This window comes from Planctomycetota bacterium (assembly GCA_016872555.1).
Lineage (GTDB): Bacteria > Planctomycetota > Planctomycetia > Pirellulales > UBA1268 > F1-20-MAGs016.
Genome location: VGZO01000013.1, coordinates 25,393 through 52,279, shown reverse-complemented (window position 1 = coordinate 52,279; position 26,887 = coordinate 25,393). Strand labels below are relative to the sequence as shown.

23 protein-coding genes, 1 tRNA gene and 1 pseudogene are annotated in these 26,887 nt (G+C 71.1%); 15 read left to right on the top strand and 10 right to left on the bottom strand.

Going from position 1 to position 26,887, the window contains the following annotated elements; all coding sequences use genetic code 11:
- Positions 1 to 127 precede the first annotated feature (127 nt).
- The 3 genes from FJ309_06485 to FJ309_06475 are packed head-to-tail and all read right to left on the bottom strand — an operon-like array spanning position 128 to position 3,541.
- Entirely contained in the window at positions 128 to 1,570 is a 1,443-nt protein-coding gene (locus tag FJ309_06485) for an MFS transporter (protein ID MBM3954245.1), read from the bottom strand.
- A gap of 37 nt (positions 1,571 to 1,607) precedes the next feature.
- On the bottom strand, positions 1,608 to 2,441 hold the full coding sequence (locus FJ309_06480) for a sugar phosphate isomerase/epimerase (protein MBM3954244.1): 834 nt from the start codon (positions 2,439 to 2,441) through the stop codon (positions 1,608 to 1,610).
- Positions 2,438 to 3,541, bottom strand: coding sequence for a Gfo/Idh/MocA family oxidoreductase (locus FJ309_06475; protein ID MBM3954243.1), 1,104 nt, complete (start codon positions 3,539 to 3,541; stop codon positions 2,438 to 2,440). Before FJ309_06475 ends, FJ309_06480 begins: the two co-directional genes overlap by 4 nt.
- 362 nt (positions 3,542 to 3,903) lie before the next feature.
- On the opposite strand from FJ309_06475, the gene FJ309_06470 reads away from it, so the two are divergent.
- Positions 3,904 to 4,500: a hypothetical protein gene (locus FJ309_06470; GenBank protein MBM3954242.1), complete on the top strand. Its 597-nt coding sequence runs from the start codon at positions 3,904 to 3,906 to the stop codon at positions 4,498 to 4,500.
- Here the strand turns inward: FJ309_06470 and FJ309_06465 are convergent.
- On the bottom strand, positions 4,485 to 5,060 hold the full coding sequence (locus FJ309_06465; protein MBM3954241.1) for a hypothetical protein: 576 nt from the start codon (positions 5,058 to 5,060) through the stop codon (positions 4,485 to 4,487). The genes FJ309_06470 and FJ309_06465 overlap by 16 nt on opposite strands.
- A gap of 64 nt (positions 5,061 to 5,124) precedes the next feature.
- Between FJ309_06465 and FJ309_06460 the strand changes: the two genes are divergently transcribed.
- Both FJ309_06460 and FJ309_06455 read left to right on the top strand, forming a co-directional pair.
- Positions 5,125 to 6,288 (top strand): hypothetical protein, encoded by a 1,164-nt coding sequence (locus FJ309_06460; GenBank protein MBM3954240.1) that lies wholly within the window; start codon positions 5,125 to 5,127, stop codon positions 6,286 to 6,288.
- 44 nt (positions 6,289 to 6,332) lie between these two features.
- Positions 6,333 to 7,505 carry a hypothetical protein gene (locus FJ309_06455; GenBank protein ID MBM3954239.1) on the top strand — a complete coding sequence of 391 codons (1,173 nt, stop codon included), beginning with the start codon at positions 6,333 to 6,335 and terminating at the stop codon, positions 7,503 to 7,505.
- A 35-nt stretch (positions 7,506 to 7,540) separates the two neighbouring features.
- Here FJ309_06455 and FJ309_06450 read toward each other — a convergent pair whose 3' ends face one another.
- A complete protein-coding gene (locus tag FJ309_06450) occupies positions 7,541 to 7,720 on the bottom strand; it encodes a hypothetical protein (protein MBM3954238.1) in 180 nt (59 codons plus the stop codon).
- Positions 7,721 to 8,134: 414 nt separating this feature from the next.
- Here FJ309_06450 and FJ309_06445 point away from each other — a divergent pair, with 414 nt between their 5' ends.
- The 6 genes from FJ309_06445 (at position 8,135) to FJ309_06420 (ending at position 14,270) form a co-directional block, all read left to right on the top strand.
- Positions 8,135 to 8,746: a thiol reductase thioredoxin gene (locus FJ309_06445; protein ID MBM3954237.1), complete on the top strand. Its 612-nt coding sequence runs from the start codon at positions 8,135 to 8,137 to the stop codon at positions 8,744 to 8,746.
- A 31-nt stretch (positions 8,747 to 8,777) separates the two neighbouring features.
- Positions 8,778 to 9,146 carry a hypothetical protein gene (locus FJ309_06440; protein MBM3954236.1) on the top strand — a complete coding sequence of 123 codons (369 nt, stop codon included), beginning with the start codon at positions 8,778 to 8,780 and terminating at the stop codon, positions 9,144 to 9,146.
- A 138-nt stretch (positions 9,147 to 9,284) separates the two neighbouring features.
- Positions 9,285 to 10,313, top strand: coding sequence for a DUF1559 domain-containing protein (locus FJ309_06435; protein MBM3954235.1), 1,029 nt, complete (start codon positions 9,285 to 9,287; stop codon positions 10,311 to 10,313).
- 101 nt (positions 10,314 to 10,414) lie between these two features.
- Complete coding sequence (locus tag FJ309_06430) at positions 10,415 to 10,774, top strand: hypothetical protein (protein ID MBM3954234.1); 360 nt, start codon at positions 10,415 to 10,417, stop codon at positions 10,772 to 10,774.
- Positions 10,775 to 11,443: 669 nt separating this feature from the next.
- Positions 11,444 to 12,298 carry a zinc metalloprotease gene (locus FJ309_06425; protein MBM3954233.1) on the top strand — a complete coding sequence of 285 codons (855 nt, stop codon included), beginning with the start codon at positions 11,444 to 11,446 and terminating at the stop codon, positions 12,296 to 12,298.
- Between the two features lie 19 nt (positions 12,299 to 12,317).
- Positions 12,318 to 14,270, top strand: a complete 1,953-nt coding sequence (locus FJ309_06420) for a peptidase M4 (GenBank protein MBM3954232.1) — start codon at positions 12,318 to 12,320, stop codon at positions 14,268 to 14,270.
- A 94-nt stretch (positions 14,271 to 14,364) separates the two neighbouring features.
- Here the strand turns inward: FJ309_06420 and FJ309_06415 are convergent.
- Positions 14,365 to 14,438, bottom strand: a tRNA-Arg gene (locus tag FJ309_06415).
- Positions 14,439 to 14,646: 208 nt separating this feature from the next.
- Between FJ309_06415 and FJ309_06410 the strand changes: the two genes are divergently transcribed.
- Complete coding sequence (locus FJ309_06410; protein MBM3954231.1) at positions 14,647 to 15,765, top strand: hypothetical protein; 1,119 nt, start codon at positions 14,647 to 14,649, stop codon at positions 15,763 to 15,765.
- Positions 15,766 to 15,873: 108 nt separating this feature from the next.
- On the opposite strand, the gene FJ309_06405 is transcribed toward FJ309_06410, so the two are convergent.
- Complete coding sequence (locus FJ309_06405; protein ID MBM3954230.1) at positions 15,874 to 16,548, bottom strand: DedA family protein; 675 nt, start codon at positions 16,546 to 16,548, stop codon at positions 15,874 to 15,876.
- Between the two features lie 344 nt (positions 16,549 to 16,892).
- On the opposite strand from FJ309_06405, the gene FJ309_06400 reads away from it, so the two are divergent.
- The gene (locus tag FJ309_06400; protein MBM3954229.1) at positions 16,893 to 17,558 is read left to right on the top strand and encodes an FHA domain-containing protein; all 666 of its coding nucleotides are present in this window, start codon (positions 16,893 to 16,895) and stop codon (positions 17,556 to 17,558) included.
- 89 nt (positions 17,559 to 17,647) lie between these two features.
- Positions 17,648 to 21,280, top strand: coding sequence for a DNA polymerase III subunit alpha (gene dnaE / locus FJ309_06395; GenBank protein MBM3954228.1), 3,633 nt, complete (start codon positions 17,648 to 17,650; stop codon positions 21,278 to 21,280).
- A 389-nt stretch (positions 21,281 to 21,669) separates the two neighbouring features.
- Here dnaE and FJ309_06390 read toward each other — a convergent pair.
- Positions 21,670 to 21,813, bottom strand: a pseudogene (locus tag FJ309_06390) (hemagglutinin).
- Between FJ309_06390 and FJ309_06385 the strand changes: the two are divergent.
- On the top strand, positions 21,728 to 23,095 hold the full coding sequence (locus FJ309_06385) for a DUF1598 domain-containing protein (GenBank protein MBM3954227.1): 1,368 nt from the start codon (positions 21,728 to 21,730) through the stop codon (positions 23,093 to 23,095). The pseudogene FJ309_06390 and the gene FJ309_06385 overlap by 86 nt on opposite strands.
- Before the next feature lie 212 nt (positions 23,096 to 23,307).
- Here the strand turns inward: FJ309_06385 and efp are convergent, their stop codons facing one another.
- A complete protein-coding gene (gene efp / locus FJ309_06380; protein ID MBM3954226.1) occupies positions 23,308 to 23,889 on the bottom strand; it encodes an elongation factor P in 582 nt (193 codons plus the stop codon).
- A gap of 165 nt (positions 23,890 to 24,054) precedes the next feature.
- Here efp and epmB point away from each other — a divergent pair, with 165 nt between their 5' ends.
- Entirely contained in the window at positions 24,055 to 25,089 is a 1,035-nt protein-coding gene (epmB, locus tag FJ309_06375) for an EF-P beta-lysylation protein EpmB (GenBank protein MBM3954225.1), read from the top strand.
- A gap of 38 nt (positions 25,090 to 25,127) precedes the next feature.
- Positions 25,128 to 26,021 (top strand): universal stress protein, encoded by an 894-nt coding sequence (locus FJ309_06370; protein ID MBM3954224.1) that lies wholly within the window; start codon positions 25,128 to 25,130, stop codon positions 26,019 to 26,021.
- A 31-nt stretch (positions 26,022 to 26,052) separates the two neighbouring features.
- Here FJ309_06370 and FJ309_06365 read toward each other — a convergent pair whose 3' ends face one another.
- Positions 26,053 to 26,865 (bottom strand): 3-deoxy-manno-octulosonate cytidylyltransferase, encoded by an 813-nt coding sequence (locus FJ309_06365; protein ID MBM3954223.1) that lies wholly within the window; start codon positions 26,863 to 26,865, stop codon positions 26,053 to 26,055.
- Positions 26,866 to 26,887 lie beyond the last annotated feature (22 nt).

Here is a 26,887-nt window from a genome sequence, read left to right as displayed (position 1 = left end):
GGGGCTGGAAGAGGCGAACGGCCGGCGGCGGTGGCCACCGGCCCGTTGGCGCCAGAGTCTACGGCCGGGGGGGGTGGCGACGGAAGCAATCGGCGGCGCGGCGATTCCCCGGCCGAAGTCGCGGGCGTCAGTCCTCCGGCAGCGGCTGGCCGGCGGTCTCCGGAAGCAGGGGGAGGACTGCCAGTCCGACGAGAAACACCAGGCACATCAGCGTGCCCGACGGCCGCAGCGGCTCCGCCCAGCCGGAAAACACGCCGGACGAGAGCTGGCCGAGCAGGAACGGCCCGCTGGCGGCGACGAACCGGCCGACGTTGTAGCAGAAGCTCGTCCCCGTGCTGCGCAACCGGGTCGGGAACAACTCGGGAAAGTAGATCGCGTAGCCGGCGAACAACGACAGTTGGCAGAACCCCATCACCGGCAGCATCCAGAAGTCGGTGACGTCGTCGAGGAACTGGAAGACCATCATCGTCGACAACAGCGCCAGCACGAGGAAGATCGCGAAGAACGGCCGCCGGCCGATCCGGTTGCAGATCCGTGCCGAGAGCATCATCCCTGTGAAGGCGCCGACCTGGATCAGCATCGAGGCCACCCCCGAGGCGATCGTCAGCCGCCCCTTGAGCGCCGCCCCCTCGAGGCCCTGGGCCTGGAACGTCTTCCGCAACACGCTCATCTGCAGGTCGATCGAGAAGAACCCGATCCCCCACAGCCCGATCACGCCGGCGCAGGCCAGCAGCATGCCGAGAAGGGCGTTGCGCCTCCAGCGCGGATGGGCGAACAGCGCGTTGTAGCCACCGAGCACGTCGCCGGTCTCCGCGGCCTTGGCCTTCATCGCCTTCCACCGCTCCGGCTCCTCGAGGCCGGAGCGGATCACCAGCGCCAGCACGGCCGGCAGGGCGCCGATGACGAACTTCCAGCGCCATGGCTCCCAGCCGTAGATCAATCCCTCCGCCGTCGACAATTGCCACAGCCCCAGCGCGATGCCGATCGCCGCGGCGCCGAAGTTGCCGAGCGCCGAGAACGCCTGGAGGAGGCCGAGCGCGTGGGGCCGGGCCCGGTCGGGCATCACCTCGGCGACCAGCGCCACGCCGACGGCGAATTCCCCGCCGACGCCGAGCCCGGTGATGAACCTGTAGAAGGCGAAATCCCAGAACCCGCGCGACAACGCCGACAACCCGGTGCACAGCGAATAGATGAGGATCGTGATCAGCATCGTCCGCGCCCGGCCGAAGCGGTCGCCGACGACGCCGAAGATCAGCCCCCCGGTGGCCCAGCCGGCAAGGAAGATGCAGGTCGACAGGCCGCCGTAGAAGTCGACCTTCTTCGCCAGCGCCTTGCGCTCCTCCTCGCTCGGTTGAACCTGGCCCGGGTCGAGCGGCGCCGTCGCCAGCAGGCTCTCCATCGCCGGCTTGCGCGCGAGATTGAACAGCTGCTGGTCGAGGCAGTCGAACAGCCAGCCGAGCGCCGCCACCGTGAGCACGAACCAGTGGTAGCGCGTCAGCCCCGTCCACCATGGCGTGCCGTCGTCGGCCGGCCGGCGGCCGGGCGGGGAGACGTGGGCGAGGTCGGCCATGGTCGGTCTCCGTGCCGTGCGGCGCGGCCGGGAAGGCTCAGTCGAGCGCCGCCTCGATCCCCTGCATGGAGGCGATGCTCTCGCGCGCCAGCCGCTCCGGGCCCGGAGCATAGTCGAACACCTCGACGCTCACCCACCCGGCGTAGCGGATGTCGGCGAGGGCTTGGAGGATCGGAGTGAACTCGACCGCGCCGAACCCCGGCCCCTGAAGGTTGACGTCGTTGGCGTGGAAATGCTCCAGCCACGCAGCCGAGGCGTGGATCAGATCGGGGATCGGCTCGGCCTCGGCCGACATCGCCTTGACGTCGAGGTGGAGGCGGACGTGGGGGGAACCGATCCGCTCGAGGAGCCGGCAGGTCTCGGCGGCGGTGGTGAGGACGTCGGTCTCGGTGGGGGCGAGGGGCTCGACCGCCAGCACCGTGTCGGTCGCCTCGAGGGCCGGGACGAGCCGCGAAAACACCTCGTGGAGGTGGTCGAAGGCCAGCGCCCGGGTGACGCCCGGAACGAGGCTCCGCTGCCGTGGCGAGCCGAACACGAGCACCCTTCCGCCGAGCTCGTGGCAGAGGCGCGCCAGGTCGCCGAGGTACTCGACCGTCGCCAGGCGCACCGCCGGATCGGGGTGGGTGACGTGGAACCCCTCGGTCTTCGCCAGCAGCCAGTGGAGGCCGACACACTCGAGCCCCGCCCGGGCGATCGTCCGCACGATTTCGCCGCGCTGCCGTGCGGAGATCTCTCCGGCCAGCGGGGCGAGCGTGAACGGCGCGATCTCGAGGCCGGTGTAGCCGCACGCGGCCGCGAGGTCGCAGGCTTTCTCCAGCGGCCAGTCGGCGAACGTCTCGTTGCAGATCGCGTACCGGAACGGGCTGTTCATCGGTCCTCCGCCGGCGGTGCCGGGTCTCCGACACGGGCTGTTCGGCCGGTCCGGGCCGAGCGGTAGCAGGCATCGACGATCGCCACAGCTTTGCGCCCCTCGAGGTCGTTGAGCTCGGGTGCCCGACCGGCACGGAGGGCGTCGAGAAAGGCGGCGAAGTTGCGGGTGTGGCAGGCCTCGTTGATCGCCATCGGGTCGGCGGCGCCGCCGCTGGTCGAGCTGGCGTGGCCGAGCCGCGCGCGGGTCGCGTCGTCGGCGGCGGTGGCGGTGCGGAAGCGCCAGTCGACGAGCTGTTCCTCGAGGATCTCGGCGGTGCCGTCGCGGCCGCCGACGAGGATCCGGCGGAGCTGTCCGGGATAGAGACTGGTGGCGGCGAGGATCTGCCCGAGCCCGCCGTTCTTGAACCGGAGGATCGCCACGCAGGTGTCCTCGACCTCGAGACGCTCCCGGTCGTGGGACCTCACGGCGGTCAGCGCCACCACGCTCTCGACCGGGTTCTCGTGGGGCGCCAGCCCCGGCGTCATCGCCCCCGCGATCCACTGCAGGGCGTCGACGCCGTGGATCGACTGGTTCATCAGCGCGCCGCCGCCGTCGAGCCGCTTCGTCCCCTGCCAACGGCCCGGGCCGTAGTAGGCGTCGTCGCGCCACCAGGGGACGTGGCACGAGGCCACGGCGAGGTCGCCGAAGCGCCCCGCCGCGGCGGCGGCATGGACGGCCTGGACCACCGGATTGAAGCGCTGCGGAAAGATCGCCCCGAGGACGACTCCGCCCCGCCGCGCCGCGGCGATCATCCGGTCGACGCGCGGCAGCGTGATCTCCAGCGGCTTCTCGCAGATCACGTGGATGCCCCGGCGGGCCGCGGCGAGCACGGCTTCCAGATGGGCTCCCGAGGGAGTCGCGATGGTGACGAAATCGGGCTTCTCGCGCCGCAGCATCGTGCCGGTGTCGGCGTACCAGCGGCAGCCGTGGTCGCGGGCGAAGGCCCGCCCCTTCTCCTCGGTGCGGCAGGTCGCGGCGACCAGTTCGACGCCGTCGAGGTCGGCCAGTGCCCGGGCGTGCATCCGGGCGATGGCACCGATGCCGATGATCGCAGCCCGCATCGATCCCTCTCCATTCACTGGCTACCCGCTCGGGGGGCGGGTGAGCCCGCCACAGGCGCCCGCGCCGATCCTTCGGGCCGCGGAACCCCGAAACCTTTCCGGCCGTCGCCCGGCCGACAGTGTGGGGCGCGGCCGGCAGCGGGACAAGCCGCCGGGATCGGCGCGGACCGTCGTTGACGGCACTGCGGTGGCAACGATAATCCCGATCGCGCGGGTACCCACTCCACGCGAGGAGTCCCGGATTGACCCGGCGTGCCCCGATCCTCCGCCGCCCGATGAGCCACGAAGGCGCTCCCCCCGGGGCGCGTTCCCACCGGGCACACCCCGTCGTCTCGCGGTGCCGACGGGGCGGTGTGCTCGTGATGGCGACGACCGCCGGCCTCGCCTGGCTGGCCGGGGGCGATGTGCCGCCCGCGGCTGGTCAGACCGTCGGGCGGTCTGCCGACACACCGCCGATCGACCTGACTCCGCTGTTCACGCCCGGCCCGGGCAGCGTGGGAGCGGCATCGGTTCTCGAGTCGCCCGTGCCCGCGGCCGATTTCGATCCGAAGCTCCGGCAGGGATGGAATGTCGGTGGGCTGATCGACCTCGATGCCTCGACCTCGCGGCGCGGAGCGAGCGGTGGCACGGCAACCTTCGACGCCCTTTCGGGCACCGAGTTCGAGGGGGTGTCGGCCGCGCCACCGGCTCGCCGCGACGGGCCCGTCTCCGGTCAGCCGCAGCGCCGGCGCGCGGATCGACCGCCGCTGGCTTCGGCGGGCGATTCCCGACCGGCACCCGGGCCCGGTGCTGCGGTGGCGAGCCCCGAGGACACGCCAGATCCCGCCCTCACGGGCGACTGCGGCTGGCTGGGGCTGGGGTGCCTGTCGGGTGGGATGTGGGCGCTGATCGGCGGCCTCGGGGTGGTCGGCGCCGCGCTGGTCGCGCTCATCGTCCGCGAGCTCTACTTCGCCCGGTAAAAGCGGTCGAACATCCAGTCGTGCGCACGGTGGAGCCGCGGGGCCGGGCCACACTCGTGGCTCCCCGTGCGCGGCGCGCAGGGACCGGCATAGATCGGTCCCCCGGTCGGCGCCCCGCGGATCCCGATCAGGTCGAAAGGGCGAGGAGGCAGCGACGGGTCGCACGGGGGGCCGGGCACGCACGGCGTGAGCCAGCGCGGATCCCCGGGGGCGTGCAGGCATGACGACCCCGCGGTCCAATCGGCGACGGCGTCGCGCCGCGGCGGCAACAGTCGCGCGAGGATGGCTTCGGTTTCCCGCTCCACGCGCGCCGCGTCGAGGGCTCCGCCGCTGCTCGCTCCCGCGTCGCCGCTGGCCCGGGCGGGTGGCTGTGCCGCGGTGGGAGGACGATCGGTCCGCCTCTCCGCGCTGGTCCGGTCGTGAGTCGCGATTCGGTCGACGTCCGCGGCCGTGACGGCCGGCGGCTCGGTCCCCATGGCCTGGCCGAGCGTGGCCACCAGGACCAGGGCCGCCCGGTAGCGCGCTTGCGCGGGGCGCGGCGGCGAGCCGGCTATCATCATGCATTCCCCCCTCGGTGACCGTGTCAGCATCGGCCCGCCGGGGAGGCGTGCTGGAGCGGTTTTCGTGGATCTCAGCCGCGATCTTCTCGCCGCCTCCGCCGCCACTGTCATCGGCCGGACGGCGGCAGACGGGGCAAGTCTGGTGGCCACGGCAGCCGGCGGAGGAGCGGGCGCCGTGGCAGCGCTGGCACGTACGCCAGGGGCCAGTCGGGTGCTGCTCGAGGGGCTCGTTCCCCACGCGCGCGCGGCTGTCGATCGGCTGCTGGGGGGAAAGCAGGAAAGCTACTGCTCGTCGCGCGCGTCACGCCGGCTGGCGATGGCGGCGTGGGCCCGGGCCCGGGCTCTCGGCGCCCCCGCCGGCGGGGCCCTCGGCGCTGCCGTGACCGCGAGTCTCGCAACGGTGCGTCCCAAGCAGGGCGACCACCGGGCGGTCGTCGCGGTCCAGTCGCTCGCCGCCACGGCGGTTCACTCCCTCACGTTCTCCAAGGGGCTCCGGACACGGTCCGCGGAAGAGGATGTGGCGGCGTGGCTCCTCCTCGCCGCGGTCGCGGCCGAGTGTGGTACGCCGGTGCCGCTGCCCGGGCGCCCCGCGCTGCAGCCCGACGAGGAGATCGTCGTGCAGCGCGTCGTGGCGCCGGCGCCGTGGCGGGCGCTTCTGGCCGGAGACCGGCGGGGCGTGTCGGCCATCGACGGCGACGCTCCCGGGGGCACGCCGGGAAGGTTGCTGTTCCCCGGCTCGTTCGATCCGCTCCACGACGGCCATCGGGGGATGGCGACGGTGGCGGCCCGGATCGTCGGACGGGAGGTCGAATACGAACTGTCGATCGAAAACGTCGACAAGCCCGCGCTCGACTACGTGGAGATCGCCGCACGGCAGGCGCGGTTCGTGGGCGCGACCCTGTGGCTCACGCGCGCGGCGACCTTCGTCGAGAAGACGGCGCTGTTTCCGGGGGCGTTTTTCGTCCTCGGGGCCGACACCTTCACGCGCCTCTGGGATCGGCGATACTACGGTGGATCGGCTGCCGCCGCCGACGACGCGGTGCGGTGGATCGCGGCGAGCGTGGCGGGACTGATCGTTTTCGGTCGGCTCCAGGACGGAGCCTTCGTGTCCGCGGACCGGCCCGACACGCCTGCCCCTCTCCGGGCGGTCGCTCGGTTCGTCACTGAGAAGGAGTTTCGTTGCGATCTCTCCAGCACCCAACTCCGCCGTGCCGGGGCAGCGTCCTGAGGGGCGCGGCACTGCTGCTCATCGCCGGGGCAGCGGTGGCAGTCGTGGCACGCGCCGACCGGCCGGTGGCGTCGGACGGACTGTTCCAACGCCTCCAGCGGAGCGTCGGCCGGCAGCTCGACGCCGTGGAGCTCACGGGCGGTCGTCGGCTCGTGCGTCCGGTTCTCGACGGGGTGACACGGCAGCGCGGCGAGGTGACCGCCCTCCGCCTGCTCACCGATCCGGCGGCACCGCCACGGACGGTGCAGCTGTCGGGGGTGACGCGGATCGTCATCGACCGCGAGGTGGTCTACGACACCGGGCCGACCGGCGACGCACTGCGGCCGGGTGGGGCGCGCGGCCGCGACGCCGGCGGCAAGGAGGCGGCCGCCAGCGCCGCGCGGATGCGGGCCAACGGCATCGAGCCGTGGCCGGCGAAAACCGCCGCCGACCACGCCGCGGAGGTGCAAAAGCTCGAGCAGCTCGTCGCCCTCGTGCAGCGCGACTTTCCCGGGATGCGCGTCGAGACGACGCACGAGTTCATCTTCGCGACCGACATCCCGGCCGGTGAGGTCGCCGGGGTGGTCGCCAGCCTCGACCGGATGCACGACCTGCTGTGCGACCTCTACGACATCCCCGCCGGGGAGCCGGTGTGGCTCGGAAAATGCCTCGTCATCGCGTTCCTCCGCGAGGAAGACTTCCACGCCTTCGGCAAGCGCATCATGGGGGAGATCCCGGCGGGGGTCCACGGGGCCTGTCACCAGTCGCCCGACGGGCGCGTCTTCGTGACCTGCCACAAGGGCTCCGATCAGCTCGTCTTCGAGCACATGATCGTCCACGAGACGAGCCACGGATTCAGCCACCGCTGGCTGTCGCCGGTGAAGCTGCCGAATTGGCTCAACGAGGGGATCGCCGAGTGGATCGCCTGCCAGGTGGTCCCCGCCTGCCGGCAGGTGGCCGCCAAGGAGGCGAAGGCCCGCGCGCTGATGGCAACCACTGGATCGGTCGGCGCCGATTTTTTCACCGCCAGGAACATCGCCGGCGAGCAGTACGGGATCGCCTCGGGGCTGGTGCGTTTCATGGCCGGGCGCGACCGGCGGCGGTTCAGAAGCTTCGTCCGCGAAATCAAGGAGGGGGCGACCGTCGAAGACAGTCTGTCGGCGTCGTTCAACCTGTCGCTCGACGGCCTGCTCACCGCCTACGCCGGAGCACTCGCGCTGCCGGCGCTGTCGCGCTGACGGCGGTCGGCTTGTCGCTCGGCGCGAGGAGGCTCTCAGCGCCCCCGGGCCAGCCGCCGTCGCCGGGCGGCGAGCAACGCGGACCAGAAACCGAGAAACGCGGCCATGCAGGTGATCACCACAACCGGACGCCGGGCATCGTGGTTGAGCGTCCAGGCGCCGAGCGCGTGGACGACCGCCCAGACGACCAGCGCCACCATGATCCAACGGATCAAGCGTTCTGCGCCCGGCGGGGTCGTGGCGATTGCCATACCCGCATGGTAGCCGGCGGCAGCGGATCGGCTGCCCCGCGGGGGCCCTGAAAAACAAAGGCCCCCGGAACGGTCCAGGTCCCAGGGGGGCGGAGAACCTGAACCGTTTCCGGGAGCGATTGGATCATCACGGGCACGTCACCGGGACGGCGACGGCATCCGTGCCTGTCGCCTTCCTGGCCAGGGCTGTCGGTCGCCCCGTGTGGCCTTCGAGCGGGCGGACAGTACGAGTCGTGGCATAATGAATCAAGGCCGTTTTGTCAGCGTCTCGCTCGGTTTTTCGAATCCGTTCCGCGGGCGGAAGGGAACGGTTCCTCCCCGGGCCCTGGTATGCTCCCCAGCTTTCCAGGACCGGGGCCGAATCCCGGGGTGATGGCGATGGGGAGCGAACGACCCGTGCGGATCGAGGGGGCGGGAATACCGCCAACGGCGGCGGCGTGGGAGGCGGCCTTCGACCGGGCGCTGCCCTACGCGGCATTCCTCGAGCAGCACGGCACCGGCGATCAGCGGGCGCGGTGGCAGGCGGTCCACGAGCGGGTCGTGCTCACCGAGCCGCAGCGTGCCCTGCTCGGCTCGTTCGTGAGGAGGATGCCGGTGCTCGTGGTCGCCGGCGCGTGGTGCGGTGATTGCGTGTCGCAGTGCCCGGCGTTGGAAAGGTTCGCGGCCGCCTGCCCCGCGATCGTCCTGCGTTTTCTCGATCGTGACATCCTCCCCGAGATCGCCGGCCATTTGCGTGTCTGCGGTGGCCAGCGGGTGCCCGTGGCGGCCTTCTTCAGCGAGGACTACACGCTCGTCGCCAGCTACGGCGACCGGACGCTGTCGGCCTACCGGGCCGCGGCCCGGCAATCGGGGATCGGCTGCGCCACCGGAATCGTGCCGCCGGCCGCCGACGCGCTGGCCACGGTCACGGCCGAGTGGCTCGAGCAGTTCGAACGCGTGCAACTGATCCTCCGGCTGTCGGCGCGGCTCCGCCAGCTCCACGGCGACTGACGTCACCACGATCCGAAAACCGAGGGGCACCATGACCTCCCGCGAGCGCTGGACGGTGTATCCGTTGCTGTTTTTGGCGATCGGACTGGCGCTCCGCGCCAACGTGCTTCCCCCCGAGCAGGTCGGCGACCTCGACGTCACCCGGCTCACCTGCCGGGAATTGGTGGTGGTCGACGACCGGGGCCACCCGTTCGTCAGGACGGAGCGCGATTCCGCTGACGGCGGCGGACGCATCGAACTCTTCGATTCCGGGCGCCGGCTGGCGGTGGTGATCGGGTCTGGCGCCGTCGCCGAGGATGCCTCGATCCGATTCTTCGACTCCCAGGAGCGCGAGGTCGATCGCCTCGCACCCGCCGGGGCGCTGCTGCCGCCCCCCGGTCCGTCACCCCGCCGCCGCTGAACGGTGCGACCGTCTCGGGCTGGCCAGGGCCGCCGCTGGCGCGGTCGCGTCGCCGTCCTTGACCCCATCGACGGGTGAGACTTCAATACGCAGATCGGTTCCGTTCTTCATTCGTTTCCGGGGGGACAATCCATGCCGATGCACCATCGGGTCGGCGGCGCCGCGCGCCGTCCGGCCTTCACGCTCGTCGAACTGCTCGTCGTGATCGCGATTATCGGGACGCTCGTCGGACTCCTGCTGCCGGCAGTGCAGGCGGCCCGCGAGGCCGCCCGCCGGTCGGCCTGCACCAACAATCTCAAGCAGCTCGGCCTGGCGATGCACAACTACCACGACACGCGGCAGATGTTTCCGCGCAATCTCCTCCAGATCGGCGGCAACATCTGGGAGTCGACCAGCGCCAGCGTCCAGATTCTGCCGTTCATGGAGGAGTCGAACCTTTTCCAGCAGTTCAAACAGGCCGCCCCCCCGACCGCCAATTGGGGTGTGACCTACGGCCTGATGCAAAACTCGAAGGTCAAGACGTTCCTCTGCCCGTCGTCGCCGCCCGCCGCGGTCACCAGCTGGTCGGGTGCCGGCAGCAACTACGCCTGGTGCACCGGCAGCTCGCTCGACACCAATTGGGGCGGGACCAACTTCAACGGCATGTTCGCCTACCAGCAGGACCGCCGGATGGGCGACGTCCTCGACGGCCTGTCGCAGACGATCATGGCGGGCGAGATCCTCGTCGGCACCGGGTTCGTCCAGGGCAGTTCGGGCGTCTATCCGTTCGACATCTTCTATGCGGGTGACGCGGTGTTCAATTCGGCGTCGAACCGCAACGCCCCGACCGCTGCCGACATCCAGGCGATCGGCCAGGCGGCGATGTCGAGCCCGCAGGGTGTGAAGGGGAACAATGGCGGGATGTGGGCCTGGTACTCCGCCGGGCATTCGACGTTCACGACCGCGGCCACTCCGAATTGGCAATTTCCCTCGCTCGGCGGCAACTGCTGCCCGGGCGGCGCGCACGACTGGGGCAACGGCATCATCCCGGCACGGAGCATGCACCCCGGCGGTGCCAACGTCGTCCTCGGCGACGGGAGCGTACGGATGATCTCCGACAACGTCGATCTCGTGACGTTCCAGCGGCTCGGCAACCGCAAGGATCGGCAGCCGGTCGGCGACTATTGACGAGCGGCCGGCCCGGCACGGCCGGGGCGACGTCCGAGTGGACCCGGCCGGCTGGAAGCGGCCGGCCGGACCATATTCACCTCACTGAAAGCGAGCTTTCCATGGCGGGTCGATCGGGGTTTGACGGGCGGCTGCCCGTGATCGCGGGGGGTATCGGGCTGGCGATGCTGGCCGGCGGGCTGGCGGGCTGCAGTCAGCCGACGGTCAAACCGAAAGTGATCACCATCAACGTCGATCCGATGGTCCAGGTGGCCAACACCCTGCGCGCGTATGCCACCGGGCAGGCGCTCGGGAGCGAGGTCACCGGCTTCGAGCAGATGGTCGCGACGGTGAAAGGGGTCAGCGCGGAGAAGGCCGCGATCCTCGAGAAGGGGCTGGCCGAGATCCAGAAGCCCGGAGCCGACATCAAGGCGAAAGCGAAGGCGCTGCTCGGACAACTCGGGATCAGTGCCGAGAAGTGAGCCGGCGCCGGGGTGGCAATCACGATCGGGGCAGCCGAGACGAAAGCTGTCCAGTTGGTGCGTTTGGGGCTACAGTGTGGAAGGTCGGAAGGGTCTGTGCGGCGGCAAGCCGCACTCCTTTCCGGCCCGTCTTTCCGTCGGCTTCCGGTCCGCCGGGGGAGACGGCGGATGAAGCGTCCCCGGTGACGGCCGGGGGGTGAATCGCCCGGCGGCGGCCAGTGCAGAGGCCGCGACGGCTGGGGTCCTCGTAGCAGAAGGAGGTGATTCAGTGACGCAATGTGACTGTACTAAGGGGCTGCGCCGGTAAGCGGCCAGTCGACGGGCTCGCCGTTGACGCAGCCCAATGCACGGTGCGTGGCCGAGCGGTGATTGCCGCCGCTTCGCACGCGTGGCGTGCCGGTCCCACGGCTGCCGGCCTCCGGGAGATCCCCGGGGGCCGGTGGTTTTTTTGCGCCCACGTTCTTCGCGCCCCCGGCCGGCAGTTTTTTGTGGCCGTGTCCGGTTGCGGCTGGCTGTCACGCCGATCACAGTGGGCAGCGGGATCGGTCGCTGCGTGGGGCGTGACCTCGGGGGCGAAAGGAAGGAACGGCGATGGCGAAGCGCACGAAAAAGACCGGAATGGCGCGCGGGCGGGTGCCGCGGCGTGTCTGTGGGGCGATGGCGGCCCACATGATGCTGCTGGAAAAATACCCTGCGTTCCGCATGAATCTCATGAAACTCGAGGGGGCGACCGCCAAGCAGCGCCAGGCCCCCGTCGACCTGGCCCAGATGCCGATCGTCACGGTCGACACCGTCGTCCACGTCGTCTACGCGACCGACGCCGGGAACGTCGGCGATGACCAGATCGCCAGCCAACTCGACGTGCTCAACCGTGATTTCCGGGCCACCAACACCGATCGCTCCAAGGTGCCCGCCCCGTGGGCAGGCCTGGTCACCGACGCCCGGATTTCCTTCCGTCTGGTCGAGGTGACGCGCACGCCGACCACCGTCCGCGGCTTCGGTACCGACGATGGCGTGAAGAACGCGGCGACGGGAGGAATCGCGCCGATCGACACACGCTCGCGACTCAACCTGTGGGTCTGCGCCCTGCGGGACGGCGTCCTGGGCTACGCCCAGTTTCCCGGTGGCCCGCCGGCGACCGACGGCGTCGTGATCAACTTCTCGGCGTTCGGCACCGTCGGGAAGGCACAGGCGCCGTTCAACCTCGGCCGCACTGCGACCCACGAGGTGGGGCACTATCTCAATCTCCGCCACATCTGGGGCGACACACCCGATTGCAGCGGCGGCGACGGGGTCGCCGACACGCCGAACTGCGAGGGTCCCAACTTCGGTACGCCGGTCTGGCCGTCGGTGACCTGCAACAACGGCCCGGCCGGCGACATGTTCGTCAACTACATGGACTATGTCGACGACCGGGCGATGTTCATGTTCACTTCCCAGCAGGTGCTGCGGATGCGGACGGCGCTGGAGACGGCGCGCCCGGGCCTGATGGCCACGGCGGCCGCGGCCCGGCGCAAGCGCTGAGCCTTTGGGGAGCGGCGCGATGGCGAAAGCGTCGAGGGAGCGGAAGCGGGCGTCGACCGTCCGCTACCAGATCAGCGAACGCGTGACCCGGCAGGCCTCGACCCGGGCGTATCGCTGGCGGCGGGAGCAGCGCAAGCCGGTGGGCCGGCAGCTCTGGATCTACACCCTCGATCCCTCGGTGTCGGATCGGGAGGGGGGGGTGACGAAGGTCGAGGTCCCGTGGGAGGAGCTCGATCCGGGACCGAAGGGGCAACTGTTCGAGGTGGTGGCCGGCCAGCCGCCGGAGCCGCTCGCCGCGGTAACCGAGCCGCTCGACCTCGACGACCCGGAGCTGCTCGTCACCGATGGCGTGCCCCCGTCGCCGTCCGATCCCCGGTTCCACCTGCAGATGGCCTACGCCGTCTGCAGTCTCACCTACGCGGCCTTTCGCCGCGCCCTGGGACGCGACATCGCCTGGGCGATCCCGCCCGGCATGCCGACCGCCACCGACCGCGACCGCACCGTCCGGCTGCGGATCCGTCCGTTCGCGTTCGAGGAGCAAAACGCCCACTACAGCCGTGAGTCCGGTGATCTGGCTTTCGGTTGGTTCCGGGCGGGAGCGAGGCCGGCAGGTTTCACGATCCCCGGGGGATTGGTGTTCACCGTGCTGTCGCACGACATCATCGCCCACGAGACGACCCATGCCCTCCTCGACGGCCTCCGTGCGAATTTCCAGGAGCCGACCAATCCCGACGTCCTGGCGTTCCACGAAGGCTTCGCCGACCTCGTCGCCCTGTTCCTCCACTTCACCTATCCAGGCGTCGTCGAGCAGTCACTGCGTCGGTCGCGCGGCGTCGTCGGGCACGGATCGCTGCTCACGGACATCGCCCGCGAGTTCGGCTACGCGCGGTCGGCCGATGACGGCGCGGTCCTGGTCAGGCGGGCGCTGCGCTCGGGGATCGACGTCGAGGGGATCCACGCCTTCGACTCCGACGAGCCACCGGACGGCCGCGGCGCGCCGGTGTGCTACGACCCGACCGTCGAGCCCCATGCCCTGGGAACCGTCCTCGTCTCGGCCGTATTCGAGGCGTTCGTGACGATCGCCCGGAGGAAGACGGCGCGGCTGACGGCCATCGCCGGGGTCGATCCGCAGGACCTCGGCACGAAGCCGCTCGCCGACGCCCTCCTCGCGGCCATCGGCCGCGAGACGTGCGCCGTGGCGGGGCAGTTCCTCACGATGTGCATCCGGGCGATCGACTACTGCCCGCCGGTGGACATGCTGCTCGGGGAGTACCTCCGGGCCCTGGTCACGGCCGACCTCGAGGTCGAGCCGGTCGACAAGTGGGGCTACCGGGAGGCCTTGATGCGTTCCTTTCGGCGCCGCCGGATCTTCCCAGCCGGCGTGCCGTTCATGACGGAAGACGCGCTCCGCTGGCAGCCGCCGGACGCGCCACCCGAAACGCGCTTGAAGGTCCCGGGGCTGGCATTCGGCGACCTGCGTTTCGACGGGGATCCCGGTCGCCCCGCCGACGAGAACGAGCTCACCCGGCAGGCCGACGCGCTGGGGCGTTTCGTGACGGCCCCGGAGCGGGCCCACCTGTTCATGCTCCTCCCCGTCGACGACAAGCCGCCGACGGGCTTCACGCAGGTCGCGCCGGCGCTCATCGACTCGATCCGCATCGCCCGGCGTGTCGCCCCCGACGGCAGGATCCTCTTCGACACGATCGCCGAGGTGACACAATCCTGCACCGCGACGACCGTGGACGGGCTGGTCGACCTGATCGGCGGGTGCACGATCGTCATCAACCAGGACGGCGTCGTCCGCTACACGATCGGCAAGCGGGTCACGTCACGCGACCGCCTCGCCCGGCAGATGAAGGCGATCCGGGGGCCACTCAAGACGTTCTGGACGAGCCGCTCGTCGCGCGGCAAGCGGCATCTCTGCACGCGTCCCGGCATGCTGGCCAGCCTCCACGGGCAGGCGCGGAGCTGAGCGTTGGTCCTGGCCGCAGGCCGGATCGCCGGCAAGCGTCCGGCGACAGCGGCCGGGGACGGACGAATCGATCCGCGGCGGCGTGCCGCCCCACTACGCCCGGCAGGACTCGAACCTGCAACCCTCGGTTCCGAAGACCGATGCTCTATCCAATTGAGCCACGGACGCGACGGTGGCGAGTATAGCCGCCGCCGCGCCGCTCCCCTGCGGCGTGCCTGCCGATCACGGCACAACCGGTTCCGCCGCACCAACCGTTCGTGGTCGGGCGGCGACTCTACCGGTCGGCGTGACCTGCCGATCCAAGAAGCAGGGGACGATCGGCGAAGGCTCGACGGTCGTCCGGTCTCAGCTTCCGGCAGGCAAAGGAGATCCCGCCATGGCGATCGGTACCGAGCAGACGATGGCTGCTGCCCCGAAGGAAGGCCAGCGGTTCGATTGGAAGGCGTTTGTCGCCGGTGGCGCGGCGGTGCTGCTCACCGCCCAGCTGGTGCTCATCCGCCCGGCGGCCCAGCAGGTGGCGGCATTGGAGCGGCAGGTCGGGCAGCTGTCGCGGACGGTCACCGAACTGGCCGGGACGACCGGGAGCGTGAACACCGCCAACCGGCTCTTCGCGCAGCTGCAGATCCAGGGGAGCCAGCTGGGTGAGGCCGAGGCGGCGCTCGACCGCTTCCGCACGCTTGGCGAGCGCCTCGTCGCCCAGACCGAGCAGGTGGCGGCAGCCGCCGCGGCCGTCGAGCGGATCGGCGGGGTGCACGCCGGAATCATCGCCACGGGGCGGGCGCTCGACGGCGTCACGGCGACCCTCGAGGCGGCCGACGGCCTTGTCGCCCGGGCCGAAGCGACACGGCGGCGTGCCGAGGAGGCCCGCGAAGGGCTGCTGGTGGTCGAGCGTGTCCACGGCGACCTGACCACGGGCCTGGAGCGGCTCGTCGATGCTTCCCCCGTGCTCGCCGACGTCGCCGGACTGTGCGACCGGCTCGCCGGGACCGGCCCCGCGGTCGCCCGGGCCACCGAGGTGGCGGTGGAGACGGAGCGGCTCGGAACGCGGATCGCCGGTCAGCAGGCCGGGATCGCCGCTGCCCACGGCGCGGTCGACCGGATGGAAGGGCTGATCGACGCGGTCGAGGCCGCCGGCGCCGGAACGGCCCCCGCCGCGGAGCGGCTCGCCGAGCTGACGCGGCTGAAGGAGGCCGTCGTCGCCGGTGCCGTCCGGGTCGGGGAGGCGGCTCTGGCCCTCGAGCGGCTGCGGGAGTTGGGCGCGGGATTGACGGAGGCGACGGGCACGCTCGGCGACATCCAGCACATGATCGTCGACGTCATGCTGCTGCGGCCGGCGGTCGATCGGGCTGCGGAGACGATCCTCCCGGTCATCGAGCTCACGCGTGCTGCCCGCGCCGTGGAGGCCGCGCCGCGGCCGGTCGCCGCCGCCCCGGCTCCCGCCAGCCCGACGCCCGTGGTCGATGTCGCCCGCTCCCCGGGCGACGTGCCGCAGTGATCGCCGCCGCGGCCGTCCCCACCCCCGGGGCGGCGCCGCAGAGCCGGCGACCGGATCCCTCGGCCCCACCCCCCGGGGCCGGGGGATCCGCGGCGTTTCGGGGGCCGGTCAACCCGACCGGCGATCCGAAGACGACCCACCCGCGGTCGATCGGGAGTGACGCCACCATTCCCAGGCCACCGGCAAGACCGAGAGGAGGACGATGCCCACGACGACGAGCTCGAAGTTCTCCTTGACCACGGGGATGTTGCCGAAGTGGTACCCGGCGAGCGTGCAGATCAGCACCCACGCGATCCCGCCGACGACGTTGTAGAACAGGAACTGCGGGTAGTTCATTCTCCCGATTCCGGCCACGAACGGCGCGAAGGTGCGGACGATCGGCACGAACCTCGCCAGGACGATCGTCTTGCCCCCGTGGCGCTCGTAGAACTCCTGTGCCTTGACGAGGTTGTGGTGGCGGAGGAACCACGTGTCGAGGGCGAAGGCACGCGGCCCGACGGCCCTCCCGAGGGCGTAGTTGACGGTGTCGCCGAGGATCGCGGCCACGGTGAGCGTGATCAGCAGTGCGGGCAGGCCGAGCAGGTCGGGGAACAACGCCGCCATCGCCCCGGCGGCGAACAGCAGCGAATCACCGGGCAGGAACGGCGTGACGACCAGTCCGGTCTCGCAGAACACGATCACGAACAGGAGGACAAGCGTCCACGGCCCCCACTGCTCGATGACCGTGTGGAGCCGCTCGTCGAGTTTGAAGAACAGGTCGAGGACCGGTTGCAGCCATGCCATCGCGACACGCCCGGCGGGAAGGGTCCGGGCGGATGGTGGAAACGCCGGGGGGCGTTCGCATGGTGCCACGGATCGGGGATTCGGCGGAGTATAGTCGCCGCGACCCGCGGCTCCGTCCGTCATTCCCCGTCCCGGCCCGGTCGGGTGGTGACGGCAGGAGCGGCGCCAACCGAAAAACCGGGAAAAGTCTTTGACTTCGACCGATTCCAGACCATATCCATGACACTCGTCGGGGGCTGCGCACAAGCGCCTGCGCTCCACGTGCCCGGGAATGCCGGGTCGGGGGCCCGGGCGCGGTGCTTTCGCGCGAGACCGGGGCGGTACCGATGGCTGCGGGTGGGCCGATGGCACAGGTGACGCTGCGGGTCCTGCACGGTGCCGATCGCGGCAAGGTCTTCGAGCGTGTGCCGACGCCGGTGACGATCGGCCGCGAGGAGGGGAACTCGATCCAGCTCAACGACGAGCGGATCAGCCGCTTCCACCTCAAGCTCCAGGACGACAACGACAAGCTCGTGCTCACCGACCTGGAGAGCACCAACGGCACCCGCGTCAACGGCGAGGACATCCAGGTTCGGATCGTGCGCGACGGCGACATGATCGCCCTGGGCCGCTCCTTGCTGCTCGTCGGCTCCCACAGCGACATCGACCGCCGGATCGCGGCGATCGCCGCGCGACTGCCGCCCGCCGAGGAAGCGCAGGCGCGCCAGGTGGGGGAGCGGCTGCGGCGGATCGTCCACTCGGCGAGCGACCACGATCTCGAGGTGCCCGACGTGCCGTCGCTGCTGCCGGGCACGCCGCCGCCGTTGCCCACGCGGCTCAGCCCGGCGCAGTCGGCCGAGCTCGCCGAGCTCCTCGACTACATCCAGGCCGTGCTCCGCGAGGCGACGATCGGGATGCAAATGCGCCCCGGACACGAGCGCGTCGAGATCGACTTCCTCCACTGGCAGATGCTGCTCGACCTCCAGGCCCGTCTGGCGAACCTCCTGCGGCGGATCGGCGAGCCCTCCTGAGGCGTGCCGCGTCCGAGTCTCGTGGCGGCGGGTGAACCCTGCCTTCCGCGCGGTAGAATCCTGGCCGTCACCACCGGAGGGAGCCGCCCGTGACCCCACCCCCGTTCGTCCATCTCCACTGCCACAGCCACTACAGCCTGCTCGACGGCGCCAGCTCGATCGACCGGCTCGTGGCCCGCACGGCCGAGCTGGGGATGAACGCCCTGGCGATCACCGACCACGGCAATCTCCACGGGGCGCTGGAGTTCTACGAGGCTGCCAAGGCGGCGGGCATCAATCCGATCATCGGGTACGAGGCCTACATCGCACCCGGGAGCCGGTTTCAGAAGGATGCCGGCAGCCAGCGGGAATCGAGCTACCACCTCACGCTCCTGGCGAAGGACCGGGAGGGTTTCGGCAACCTCCTCCAACTGGCCACCAAGGCGTATTTGGAGGGCTTCTACTTCAAGCCGCGCATCGACCGGGAGCTGCTCGCCGCCCATTCGGCCGGCATCATCTGCCTGTCGGGCTGTCTGGCGAGCGAGTTCAGCCGGTCGCTGGTCGGCAGCGGGAGCGGGCAGGCCGACGCCCTGGTCGCCTCGGCGGAGATCGTGGGCTGGTTCGCGTCGGTGTTCGGCGATCGGTACTTCATCGAGATCCAGGACAACGGCCTCGACCTGCAGCGGCAGGTGACGCTCGCCGCGCTCGACGTGGCCCGCCACGCCGGGATCCCGACGGTCGCGACCTGCGATTGCCACTACGTCAACCGCGAGGACGCCGAGGCCCAGGACATCCTCCTGTGCGTCAACACCGGCCGGTTCCGCAACGACCCCGGTCGCCTGCGGATGGAGGCCACCGAGTACTACCTCAAGAGCCCGGCCGAGATGGCGGCGATGGTCGGAGCGCTGCGTGGCGAGGAGACGCTCGCCGCCGTGGCCCGCAGCCAGCAGATCGCCGACGGCGTGTCGATCGATCTCGAGCTCGGGCGCCGGCATTTCCCCGGGTTCGAGGTGCCGACGGGATGCACGTCGGGCAGCGAGCTCCGCCGGCTGTGCGTCGCCGGCCTCTGCGACCGCTATGCCGACGTCGCGAAACGGTGGCGTGACCCCGCCGCCGCGCGCGACGCGGGCAATCTCCACGCCGACGTCGTCGCCCGGCTCGACCGCGAATTGGCCGTGATCGAGAAACTTGGGTTCTCCAGCTATTTCCTCATCGTCCACGACTTCGTCCGCCACGCCCGCGAGCAGGGGATCCCCGCCGCGGCCCGTGGCTCGGGCGTGGGTGCGCTGGTCGCCTACGCGCTGCACCTGTCGCACGTCTGCCCGCTGGAATATGACCTGCTGTTCGAGCGATTCCTCGACGAGAACCGCAAGGAAGCCCCCGACATCGACATCGACTTCTGCAAGGAGCGGCGCGGCGAGGTCATCGACTACGTGAAGCGGAAGTACGGCGCCGAGAACGTCGCCCAGATCGGCACGTTCGGCACGCTGGCGGCGCGGGCCGCGATCCGCGACGTCGGCCGGGCGCTGGGGATGCCGGTGCCGCGGGTCGACTCGATCGTCGCCCTCGTGCCCGACCAGCTCGGGATCACGCTGGCCGAGGCCGCCGCGCCGGGCTCCCGGCTCGCCGAGGCCTGCGACACCGACCAGGAGATCCGCGAGTTGGTCGATCTCGCCGGCCGGATCGAGGGGCTCGCCCGCAACGTCGGCACGCACGCCGCCGCCGTCGTGATCGCCGACCGGCCGCTCGTCGAATACGTGCCGCTGCAGCGGGTCACCGGCAAGGATGAAGTCATCACGCAGTGGGCGATGGGCGACGTCGAGCGCGCCGGCCTGATGAAGATGGACTTCCTCGGGCTCCGCTACCTCACGGTGGTCGCCAAGACGCTCGAGATCATCGCCGCCACTGGCCAGCCGCGCCCCGACCCGTTTGCCTTCCCGCTCGACGACCGGCCGACGTTCGAGCTCCTGTGCCGCGGCGAGACGAAGGGGATCTTCCAGCTCGAGAGCGGCGGGATCCGCGACCTGCTCCAGCGGATGAAACCCGATCAGTTCCTCGACATCGTCGCCGTCAACGCCCTCTACCGCCCCGGTCCGCTCGAGGGGGGAATGGTCGACGACTACGTCGCCGTCAAGCACGGGCGCCAGCGTGCCGAGTACCTCCATCCGGTGATGAAGGAGGTGCTCGAGGAGACGCACGGGGTGATGGTCTACCAGGAGCAGGTGATGCGGATCCTCGAGCGCCTCGGTGGCATCGAGTTGTCGAGCGCCTACACGTGCATCAAGGCGATCAGCAGGAAGAAGCTGGAGACGATCTCACAGTTTCGCGAGCGCTTCGTGGCCGGGGCCAAGGCGCGGGGTCTCGCGGCCGGCGAGGCGGCCGACCTGTTCGGGTTGATCGAGAAGTTCGCCGGGTACGGCTTCAACAAGAGCCACTCCACCGCCTACGCCCTGCTCGCCTGGCAGACCGCCTACCTCAAGACCCACTGGCCGGTCGAGTTCATGGCGGCACTGCTGTCCGGCGATATCACCGGCCGGAATTTCAAGAAGAAGGACGCCCTGGTCGAGCACGTCGAGGACTGCCGGCGGATGGGGATCGAGGTCGCCCCCCCCGACGTCAACGTCTCGATGCCCGACTTCTCGGTCCGCGACGGTCGGATCGCCTTCGGGCTGGCGGCGATCAAGGGCTGCGGCCTCCAGGCCGCCGAGGCGATCGCCACCGAGCGGCAGCGCGGCGGGCCCTACGGCGACCTCGACGACTTCTGCGGGCGCCTCGACCCGGCGGTCGTCAATCGGACGGCGATCGAAAGCCTCGGCAAGGCCGGGGCGCTCGACGCCCTCGGGCGCCACCGGGGCGCCGTGCTGGCGGGCATCGAGCGGGCGATGGCCGCCGGCGCCGCGCGGCTTGCCGATCGGCGCAGCGGCCAGAAGAGCCTGTTCGACGCGCTCGATGCCGCGCCGGCGCCGGCGGCACCGGCCGCCGTGCGCGGCGGCGGCACCGACGTGCCGCCACTGTCCGACGCGCAGATGCGCCTCGGGGAGAAGGAGGTGCTCGGCTACTACGTCCACAGCCATCCCCTCGCCGAGCATGCGGCCGTGCTCGACGCGGTCACGACCCACGGCACGACCGGGCTCACCGGCGTGCCCGCGCGCCGCGAAGTCGTGATCGGCGGGCTCGTCGCCGCGGTCAAGCATTCGGCGGTCAAGCAGCCGCGGAACGGCTCGACGCACACGCGCTACGCGATGTTCGACCTCGAAGACATGGAGGGGCTGGTCCGCACGATCTGCTGGCCCGAGGAATTCGCCCGCGTCGGCGAGCGGATCCGCACCGACGAGGTCGTCATCGTGACCGGATCGATCGACCGCCGGGCCGGGAGCGACGAAACGAACCTGATCGTCAACGATCTGGTCCCGGTCGCCGCGGTCTGGAGCCGTCCGGTGTCGAGCGTGACGGTGCGGTTCGACGAGTCCCGGCACGGCTCCGACCTCCTCGACCGCCTCGCCACCGTGGTCCACCGCCACCCGGGCGCGGTCCCGCTGCGGCTGGTGATCGAATTGGCCGACGGCCGGCGCGTGCACGTCGACTGCGACCGCCACGCCGTCGCCTGGTCCGAGGCGCTGCATGCCGATCTGGTCGCGCTCCTCGGACCGGGGTCGGTGCGGGCGACCCCGGTCGTGCAGCGACGCGACGGCGACGGCCCCCGACGTCAGGCGTCCGGTCGCGCTCCTGCCCGCTCCGCGTGACCCCACGTGCGGGGATGGACGATGGCTGTCGCCGCGCCGGCATGGTGGGGAAATGGTCCGGTCGTTCCGGTCGGGGAGTCGGGGAAAAACCGGGTCAATCGCCGCTCGACGCCGGGCCGAAGAACGACCGGAGTCCTTGTGGTCCGTCGGCGGCCACGTTGCCCGCCCTCCGGGGCGGGAATAGGCTGACGTGCGAACCTGCCGAGCCCCAATCCCCCCACGTTCCCGGGTGAGTCCATGCGTCGGTTCCAACTGTTCTGCCGGTCCGCCGGTTGCGGCCGTCTCGGACTCCTGGCGATCACCGCAGCGCTGTTCCTCGCTCCCGTCTCGCGGGCCGTCGCACAGATGGGGGTCGGTGGTGGCGGCATGGGGATGGGTGGCGGTGGGATGGGCGGCGGTGGCATGGGCGGCGGTGGCATGGGCGGCGGTGGCATGGGTGGCGGTGGGATGGGCGGCGGTGGCATGGGTGGGATGGGCGGCGGCGGGATGGGCGGCATGGGCGGTGGCATGGGGGGTGGTGGCGGCCTCGGGAGCGCCGCCGGTGTCGTCATCGATGCCAACGGCGTCCTCCGCACGCAGCGGGTCTCCGATTCCGGCCTGTCGCTGCAGAAGCGCCGCGCCGCGGCGGCGAGCCTCCCCGCCGATCTCCGGACCCGCTCGCAGTTCCGCAAGGTCGCCCTCTCGCGCCTCGAGGCGGAAGTGGCGCGCGCCGCGTCCGAAGGGCGCGAGCTCCCCGACGACGTCGCGAAACTCGCCGGTCTGACCCGGCTGCAATACGTCTTCGTCTACCCGGCGACGGGCGATGCTCCGGGCGAGGTCGTGATCGCCGGCCCGGCCGAGGCGTGGATCACCGACGCCACCGGCCGCGTCGTCGGTGTCGAGACGGGCAGCCCAGTGCTGCTCCTCGAGGATCTGGCCGTCGCCCTGCGGGCCTTCGAGCCGGGGCAGCCGAGCGACCGGCTCGTCGGCTGCTCGATCGATCCGACCCAGGAAGGGCTCGCCGCGCTCCAGTCCCACCTCCGCCGCCTCGGGCGCGTCAACCCGCAGGCCAGCGTCGACCAGATCGTGACCGGGATGCAGCAGGCGCTCGGGCCGCAGGTGATCCGCATCGACGGCGTCAGCCCGGCTTCACACTTCGCCCAGGTGATGGTCGAGGCTGACTATCGGATGAAGCTGATCGGCATCGGGATGGAGCGGCCTCCGGTGAAGATGAGCACCTGGATCGAGCTGGCGAGCTCGTCGAGCATCGCCGCCAACGCCCTCCGGCGCTGGTACTTCGTCCCCGACTACCAGTGCGTCCGCGTCTCCGAGGACGACATGGCGATCGAATTGGTCGGCCGGGGCCTCAAGCTCGTCGGGGCCGACGAGGTCGTCCTCCCCGACGGCCGGCGGATGTCAGCCGATCGTGCCGACCGGGCGAGCAAGACGTTCACCGACACGTTCACCAAGAAGTATCCGGAGATCGCCGCCCGGACGCCGGTCTACGCCCAGCTCCGCAACCTCTTCGACCTCGCCGTGGCCGCCGCGTACCTCCAGCAGCACGATGCCTACGGCCTCACCGGCTGGTCGGCCGCGGGGCTCCGCGACGAGAAGACCTGCCCGGTCGACGGGCTCGTGGCCCCCGCCGCGGTTGAGCCGGCGGTGCACGCCGTCTGGAAGGGGAGCCGGCTGCTGACGCCGATCGGCGGTGGCGTGACGCTCGAGCCGCGGCGTGCCCTCGACCCGCCGAATCTCCTCATGGACGAACAGGGCACGGTCGGTCGGGCCCATGCCGACGCCAACGTCCTGCCCGCCGGCCGCTGGTGGTGGGACTGATTGTCGCGGCTGCGGAGCGCTCCATGGCCTCCGCCGCCTCGCGCTGCCGGAGCCACAGCCGTCGGTGCGAGGGGAAAGGCGCGAGGGGCGTCTCTCCTCTGTCGAGCCCGAGCTGAGGTCTGTCGACGTCGACTCCTTGACGATCCCGGGTCGATACCGGCGCCCAGAGACGCGGGGCGTGCCAAACGTCCCCGCCCTCGATCCCCGGTCGCTCAGACCTTGACGCGCTCGAGGTACTCGCCGGTCCGGGTGTCGATCTTGATCGTGTCACCCTGCTCGATGAACGCCGGCACCACGACCTCGGCCCCGGTCTCGAGCTTCACCGGTTTGGTGAGGTTGGTCGCGGTGTTGCCGCGGATCGCCGGTTCGGCGTATTCGACCTTGAGCATCATGTGATTGGGGGGCTCCATCGAGATCGGATTGCCGTTGTACAACAGCATCGAGCAGACGGTCCCCTCCTTGATCCACTTCCAGGAGTCGTCGACCTGCTCCTTGGAAAGCTCGTACTGCTCGTAGTTGGCATTGTCCATGAAGACGAACTGCTCCCCTTGCTTGTAGAGGAACTGGGCGTCGATCGTGGCGATGTCGGCGGCATCGAGCGAATCGCCGCTCTTGTAGGTCCGATCGAGGACGGTGTTGCGGAGGAGGTTCCGCAGCTTGCACTTGTACAACGCCTGGCCCTTGCCCGGCTTGACGAAGTTGCACTCGATCATGATGTACGGGTCGCCGTCGATCTGGACCTTGAGACCCTTCTTGAATTCGCTGGTGTTGTAGGCTGGCACGGCGGCAGTCACCTCCAGGGCGTTTTTCTCCCCCGGCTGCCGCGCGTATGCTTTGGCGGTGCGGGGCGTCCGCCGCGCTGTCCGGCGGCGTCGGGAAGCGACAAGCGTCGCCGCGGTCGGGGCGGATGTCAACGTCGGCCCCCACCCCTGCCCGTTCCCGTCCGCCGCGTGGCTGCCATGGCCGTCTCGACCCCTGTTTCCACCGCGCCGCCGCGCTGGCAGAGGCTCCTGGCCGACGCGATCCGTGACCCGGCCGAATTGTGCCGGGTCCTCGGGCTCGATCCGGCAGTGGCGGGGCGCGGCGGCGGATTCCCGCTGCTCGTCCCGCGCGCGTTCGTCGCCCGGATGCGCCGGGGCGATCCCGAGGATCCGCTCCTCCGGCAGGTGTTGCCGGTGGTGGAAGAGGAGCGGGTGGTGGCCGGCTTCGGCGCCGACCCGTTGAACGAGGCGGCGGCGCTGGCCGCACCGGGGCTGGTGCGGAAATACGCCGGGCGCGCCCTCGTGCTGCTCACCGGCGGCTGTGCGGTCAACTGCCGCTACTGCTTCCGCCGCGAGTTCCCCTACGCCGACCAGGGCGTCGCCGGGTATCCGACGGCGGCCCTCGCGGCGATCGCCGCCGACGCCTCGCTCGACGAGGTGATCCTCTCCGGGGGTGATCCGCTTCTCGTCGACGACGACCGTCTGGCGGCCGTCGTCCGGGACCTCGACACCATCGCCCACCTCCGCCGCCTCCGGATCCACACCCGTCTGCCGGTCGTCCTTCCGGAACGGGTGACCGACGGTCTCGTCGGGCTGCTGCGGGCCACGCGATTGACCACGGTCGTGGTCCTCCACGTCAATCACCCCGCCGAGCTCGACGACACGGTCGCCGCCGCCGCCGCGCGCCTCGCCGGGGCAGGGTGCGTGCTGCTCAACCAGGCGGTGCTGCTGGCCGGCGTCAACGACGACGTCGGCACGCTTGCCGCGCTGTCGAAGCGTCTGCTGTCGATCGGTGTCGTTCCCTACTACCTGCATCTCCTCGACCGTGTCGCCGGGGCGGCCCATTTCGCCGTCGCCGACGACGACGCCCGGCGCCTGCTCGCGGAGCTGCAGGCCGCGCTTCCCGGCTACCTCGTGCCGCGTCTGGTGCGCGAGGTTCCCGGAGAGGCAGGCAAACGGTGGATCCCAGCCGCTGCCGAGGGCGGGAGTGGATCGGAGCCGCCCGGCGGGTAGAACGGTGCCAGCCCGGACACGGGCGGAGGAGGTGGCTGATGAAGGTTCTGGTGGCGGTCGACGGTTCCCCGGCGTCGCTCGACGCGGTCTCCCTGGCGGGGGCGCTGGTCGATCCGGCCGTCGACGAGGTGGCGATCTATTTCTCGCCGGCCGAGCTCACCCGCCGGCTTCCCTGGGGGCCGCAGCTCGTCGAAGGGGCGACGGCGGCGCTGTTCACCGAGGCCTGTGGCAGGCTCCCCACGGGGATGGCCCGCCAGCCGGAGGCGATCGTGAGCGTCAAGTCCCCCGCGGTCGGGATCCTCGAATCGGCTTCGGGCTGGAAGGCCGATCTGATCGTCGTCGGCTCGCGCGGGACCGGGTCGCTCGAACGGCTGCTGCTGGGGAGCGTGTCGCGTGCGGTCGTCCATGGCGCGCAGTTGCCGGTGCTCGTGGTCCGTGCCGCCCCCGCGGCGGGGCTGAAGGTGCTCGTCTGCCACCATCCCGCCAGTGCCCCGGCGCTGGCCTCCGCGCTCGGCCGGCTCCACTGGCCGACCGGCACCACCGGGCGGACGATCGCCGTCGCCGAGTCGCTCCTCGCCGCACCGCTGCCGCCGTGGGTCCAGCAACGCGTCCGCGATCCCGACACGGCCGCGATCGCCCGCGCGTGGGAGGCGGAGCACGATTCCGAGGTGGCGGGCATCACCGGCCGGGCACGCGCATTCGCCGCCACGCTGCCCGCGGCGCTGGGGGGCGGGGAGCCGGTGGTGCTCGAGGGCAATCCCGGGGATCGGATCAACGCCTACACGCGCAGCGAAGGGATCGACCTGGTCGTGGTCGGCCGAACCCCGGCCGACACGCTGTCGCGGTGGCTCCTGGGAAGCACGTCGGAGGCGGTCCTCTCGGGTAGTCCGGCGAGCGTGCTGCTGGTCCCGGTCTACAAGGCGGCGACCTGACCAGGCGGCGGCCGCTGGCCGGCGACGGCCGTCAGGCCGCGCCCTGGAGCCGGGCCACGAACGCGGCGTAGTCGGCGGCGGTGTCGATCCCGCGCGTCGGATGGTCGACCGCGGCGGCGGCGATCGGGATGCCGGCCTCGACGACGCGGAGCTGCTCGAGGCTCTCGAGCCCCGCCAGCCGCGACGGGGGAAGATCGTCCCAGGCCTCGAGCACCGCCCGGCGGTAGGCATAGAGGCCGACATGCTGCCAGTAGAGCGGCGGCGACGCGCTCAGCAGGTCGTCGGTCCAGTCGCGCGCCGCGGGGACCGGGGCCCGGCTGAACGTGATCGCGCGCCAGGCGTCGGGGAGCGCCGCTCCGGGCACAAGGCCGGCCGGCGGCGGATCGCGCCACGGCGTCAACACCGCCTTGACGACCGACGGCTTCGCCAGATCGGCGGCCGAGCGCAGCGGCGTCACGAGCGTCGCCATCCCGGCAGAATGGCAACGCCCGAGCAGCGCGATCGCGGCGCCGACGGCGGCGGGGGAGATCTCGGGCTCGTCACCCTGGAGATTGACGACGATATCGGCCTCTGGCAGTCGTGGCAGCGCCTCGACGATCCGCGCGGTGCCGCTCGGCGCGTCGGGGGAGGTCATCTCGGCGCGTCCGCCCGCGGCGCGGATCGCGCCGGCGATCTCGGCATCGTCGGTGACCACGACGACCGTCGCGCCCGGGACGGCCGCGGCGGCGGCGCGGAACGTGTGGACCACCAGCGGGAGGCCGGTGTCGGCCAGGAGCATCTTCCGTGGCAGCCGCTGGCTGGCGAGACGGGCAGGGATGACGACGAGCGTTCTGAGTTCCGGCATCCGTGCGCTCCTTGTGACCGCG

Bases quoted from the DNA above. Each gene is read 5' to 3' on its own strand.
- FJ309_06485 (MBM3954245.1), bottom strand. From the start codon at position 1,570: ATGGCCGACCTCGCCCACGTCTCCCCGCCCGGCCGCCGGCCGGCCGAC.
- FJ309_06440 (MBM3954236.1), top strand. From the start codon at position 8,778: ATGACCTCCCGCGAGCGCTGGACGGTGTATCCGTTGCTGTTTTTGGCG.
- epmB (MBM3954225.1), top strand. From the start codon at position 24,055: ATGGCCGTCTCGACCCCTGTTTCCACCGCGCCGCCGCGCTGGCAGAGG.
- FJ309_06470 (MBM3954242.1), top strand. From the start codon at position 3,904: ATGGCGACGACCGCCGGCCTCGCCTGGCTGGCCGGGGGCGATGTGCCG.
- FJ309_06370 (MBM3954224.1), top strand. From the start codon at position 25,128: ATGAAGGTTCTGGTGGCGGTCGACGGTTCCCCGGCGTCGCTCGACGCG.
- FJ309_06480 (MBM3954244.1), bottom strand. From the start codon at position 2,441: ATGAACAGCCCGTTCCGGTACGCGATCTGCAACGAGACGTTCGCCGAC.
- FJ309_06475 (MBM3954243.1), bottom strand. From the start codon at position 3,541: ATGCGGGCTGCGATCATCGGCATCGGTGCCATCGCCCGGATGCACGCC.
- FJ309_06425 (MBM3954233.1), top strand. From the start codon at position 11,444: ATGATGCTGCTGGAAAAATACCCTGCGTTCCGCATGAATCTCATGAAA.
- FJ309_06435 (MBM3954235.1), top strand. From the start codon at position 9,285: ATGCACCATCGGGTCGGCGGCGCCGCGCGCCGTCCGGCCTTCACGCTC.
- FJ309_06465 (MBM3954241.1), bottom strand. From the start codon at position 5,060: ATGATGATAGCCGGCTCGCCGCCGCGCCCCGCGCAAGCGCGCTACCGG.
- FJ309_06365 (MBM3954223.1), bottom strand. From the start codon at position 26,865: ATGCCGGAACTCAGAACGCTCGTCGTCATCCCTGCCCGTCTCGCCAGC.
- FJ309_06410 (MBM3954231.1), top strand. From the start codon at position 14,647: ATGGCGATCGGTACCGAGCAGACGATGGCTGCTGCCCCGAAGGAAGGC.
- FJ309_06445 (MBM3954237.1), top strand. From the start codon at position 8,135: ATGGGGAGCGAACGACCCGTGCGGATCGAGGGGGCGGGAATACCGCCA.
- FJ309_06430 (MBM3954234.1), top strand. From the start codon at position 10,415: ATGGCGGGTCGATCGGGGTTTGACGGGCGGCTGCCCGTGATCGCGGGG.
- FJ309_06385 (MBM3954227.1), top strand. From the start codon at position 21,728: ATGGGCGGCGGTGGCATGGGTGGGATGGGCGGCGGCGGGATGGGCGGC.
- FJ309_06420 (MBM3954232.1), top strand. From the start codon at position 12,318: ATGGCGAAAGCGTCGAGGGAGCGGAAGCGGGCGTCGACCGTCCGCTAC.
- FJ309_06405 (MBM3954230.1), bottom strand. From the start codon at position 16,548: ATGGCATGGCTGCAACCGGTCCTCGACCTGTTCTTCAAACTCGACGAG.
- FJ309_06400 (MBM3954229.1), top strand. From the start codon at position 16,893: ATGGCACAGGTGACGCTGCGGGTCCTGCACGGTGCCGATCGCGGCAAG.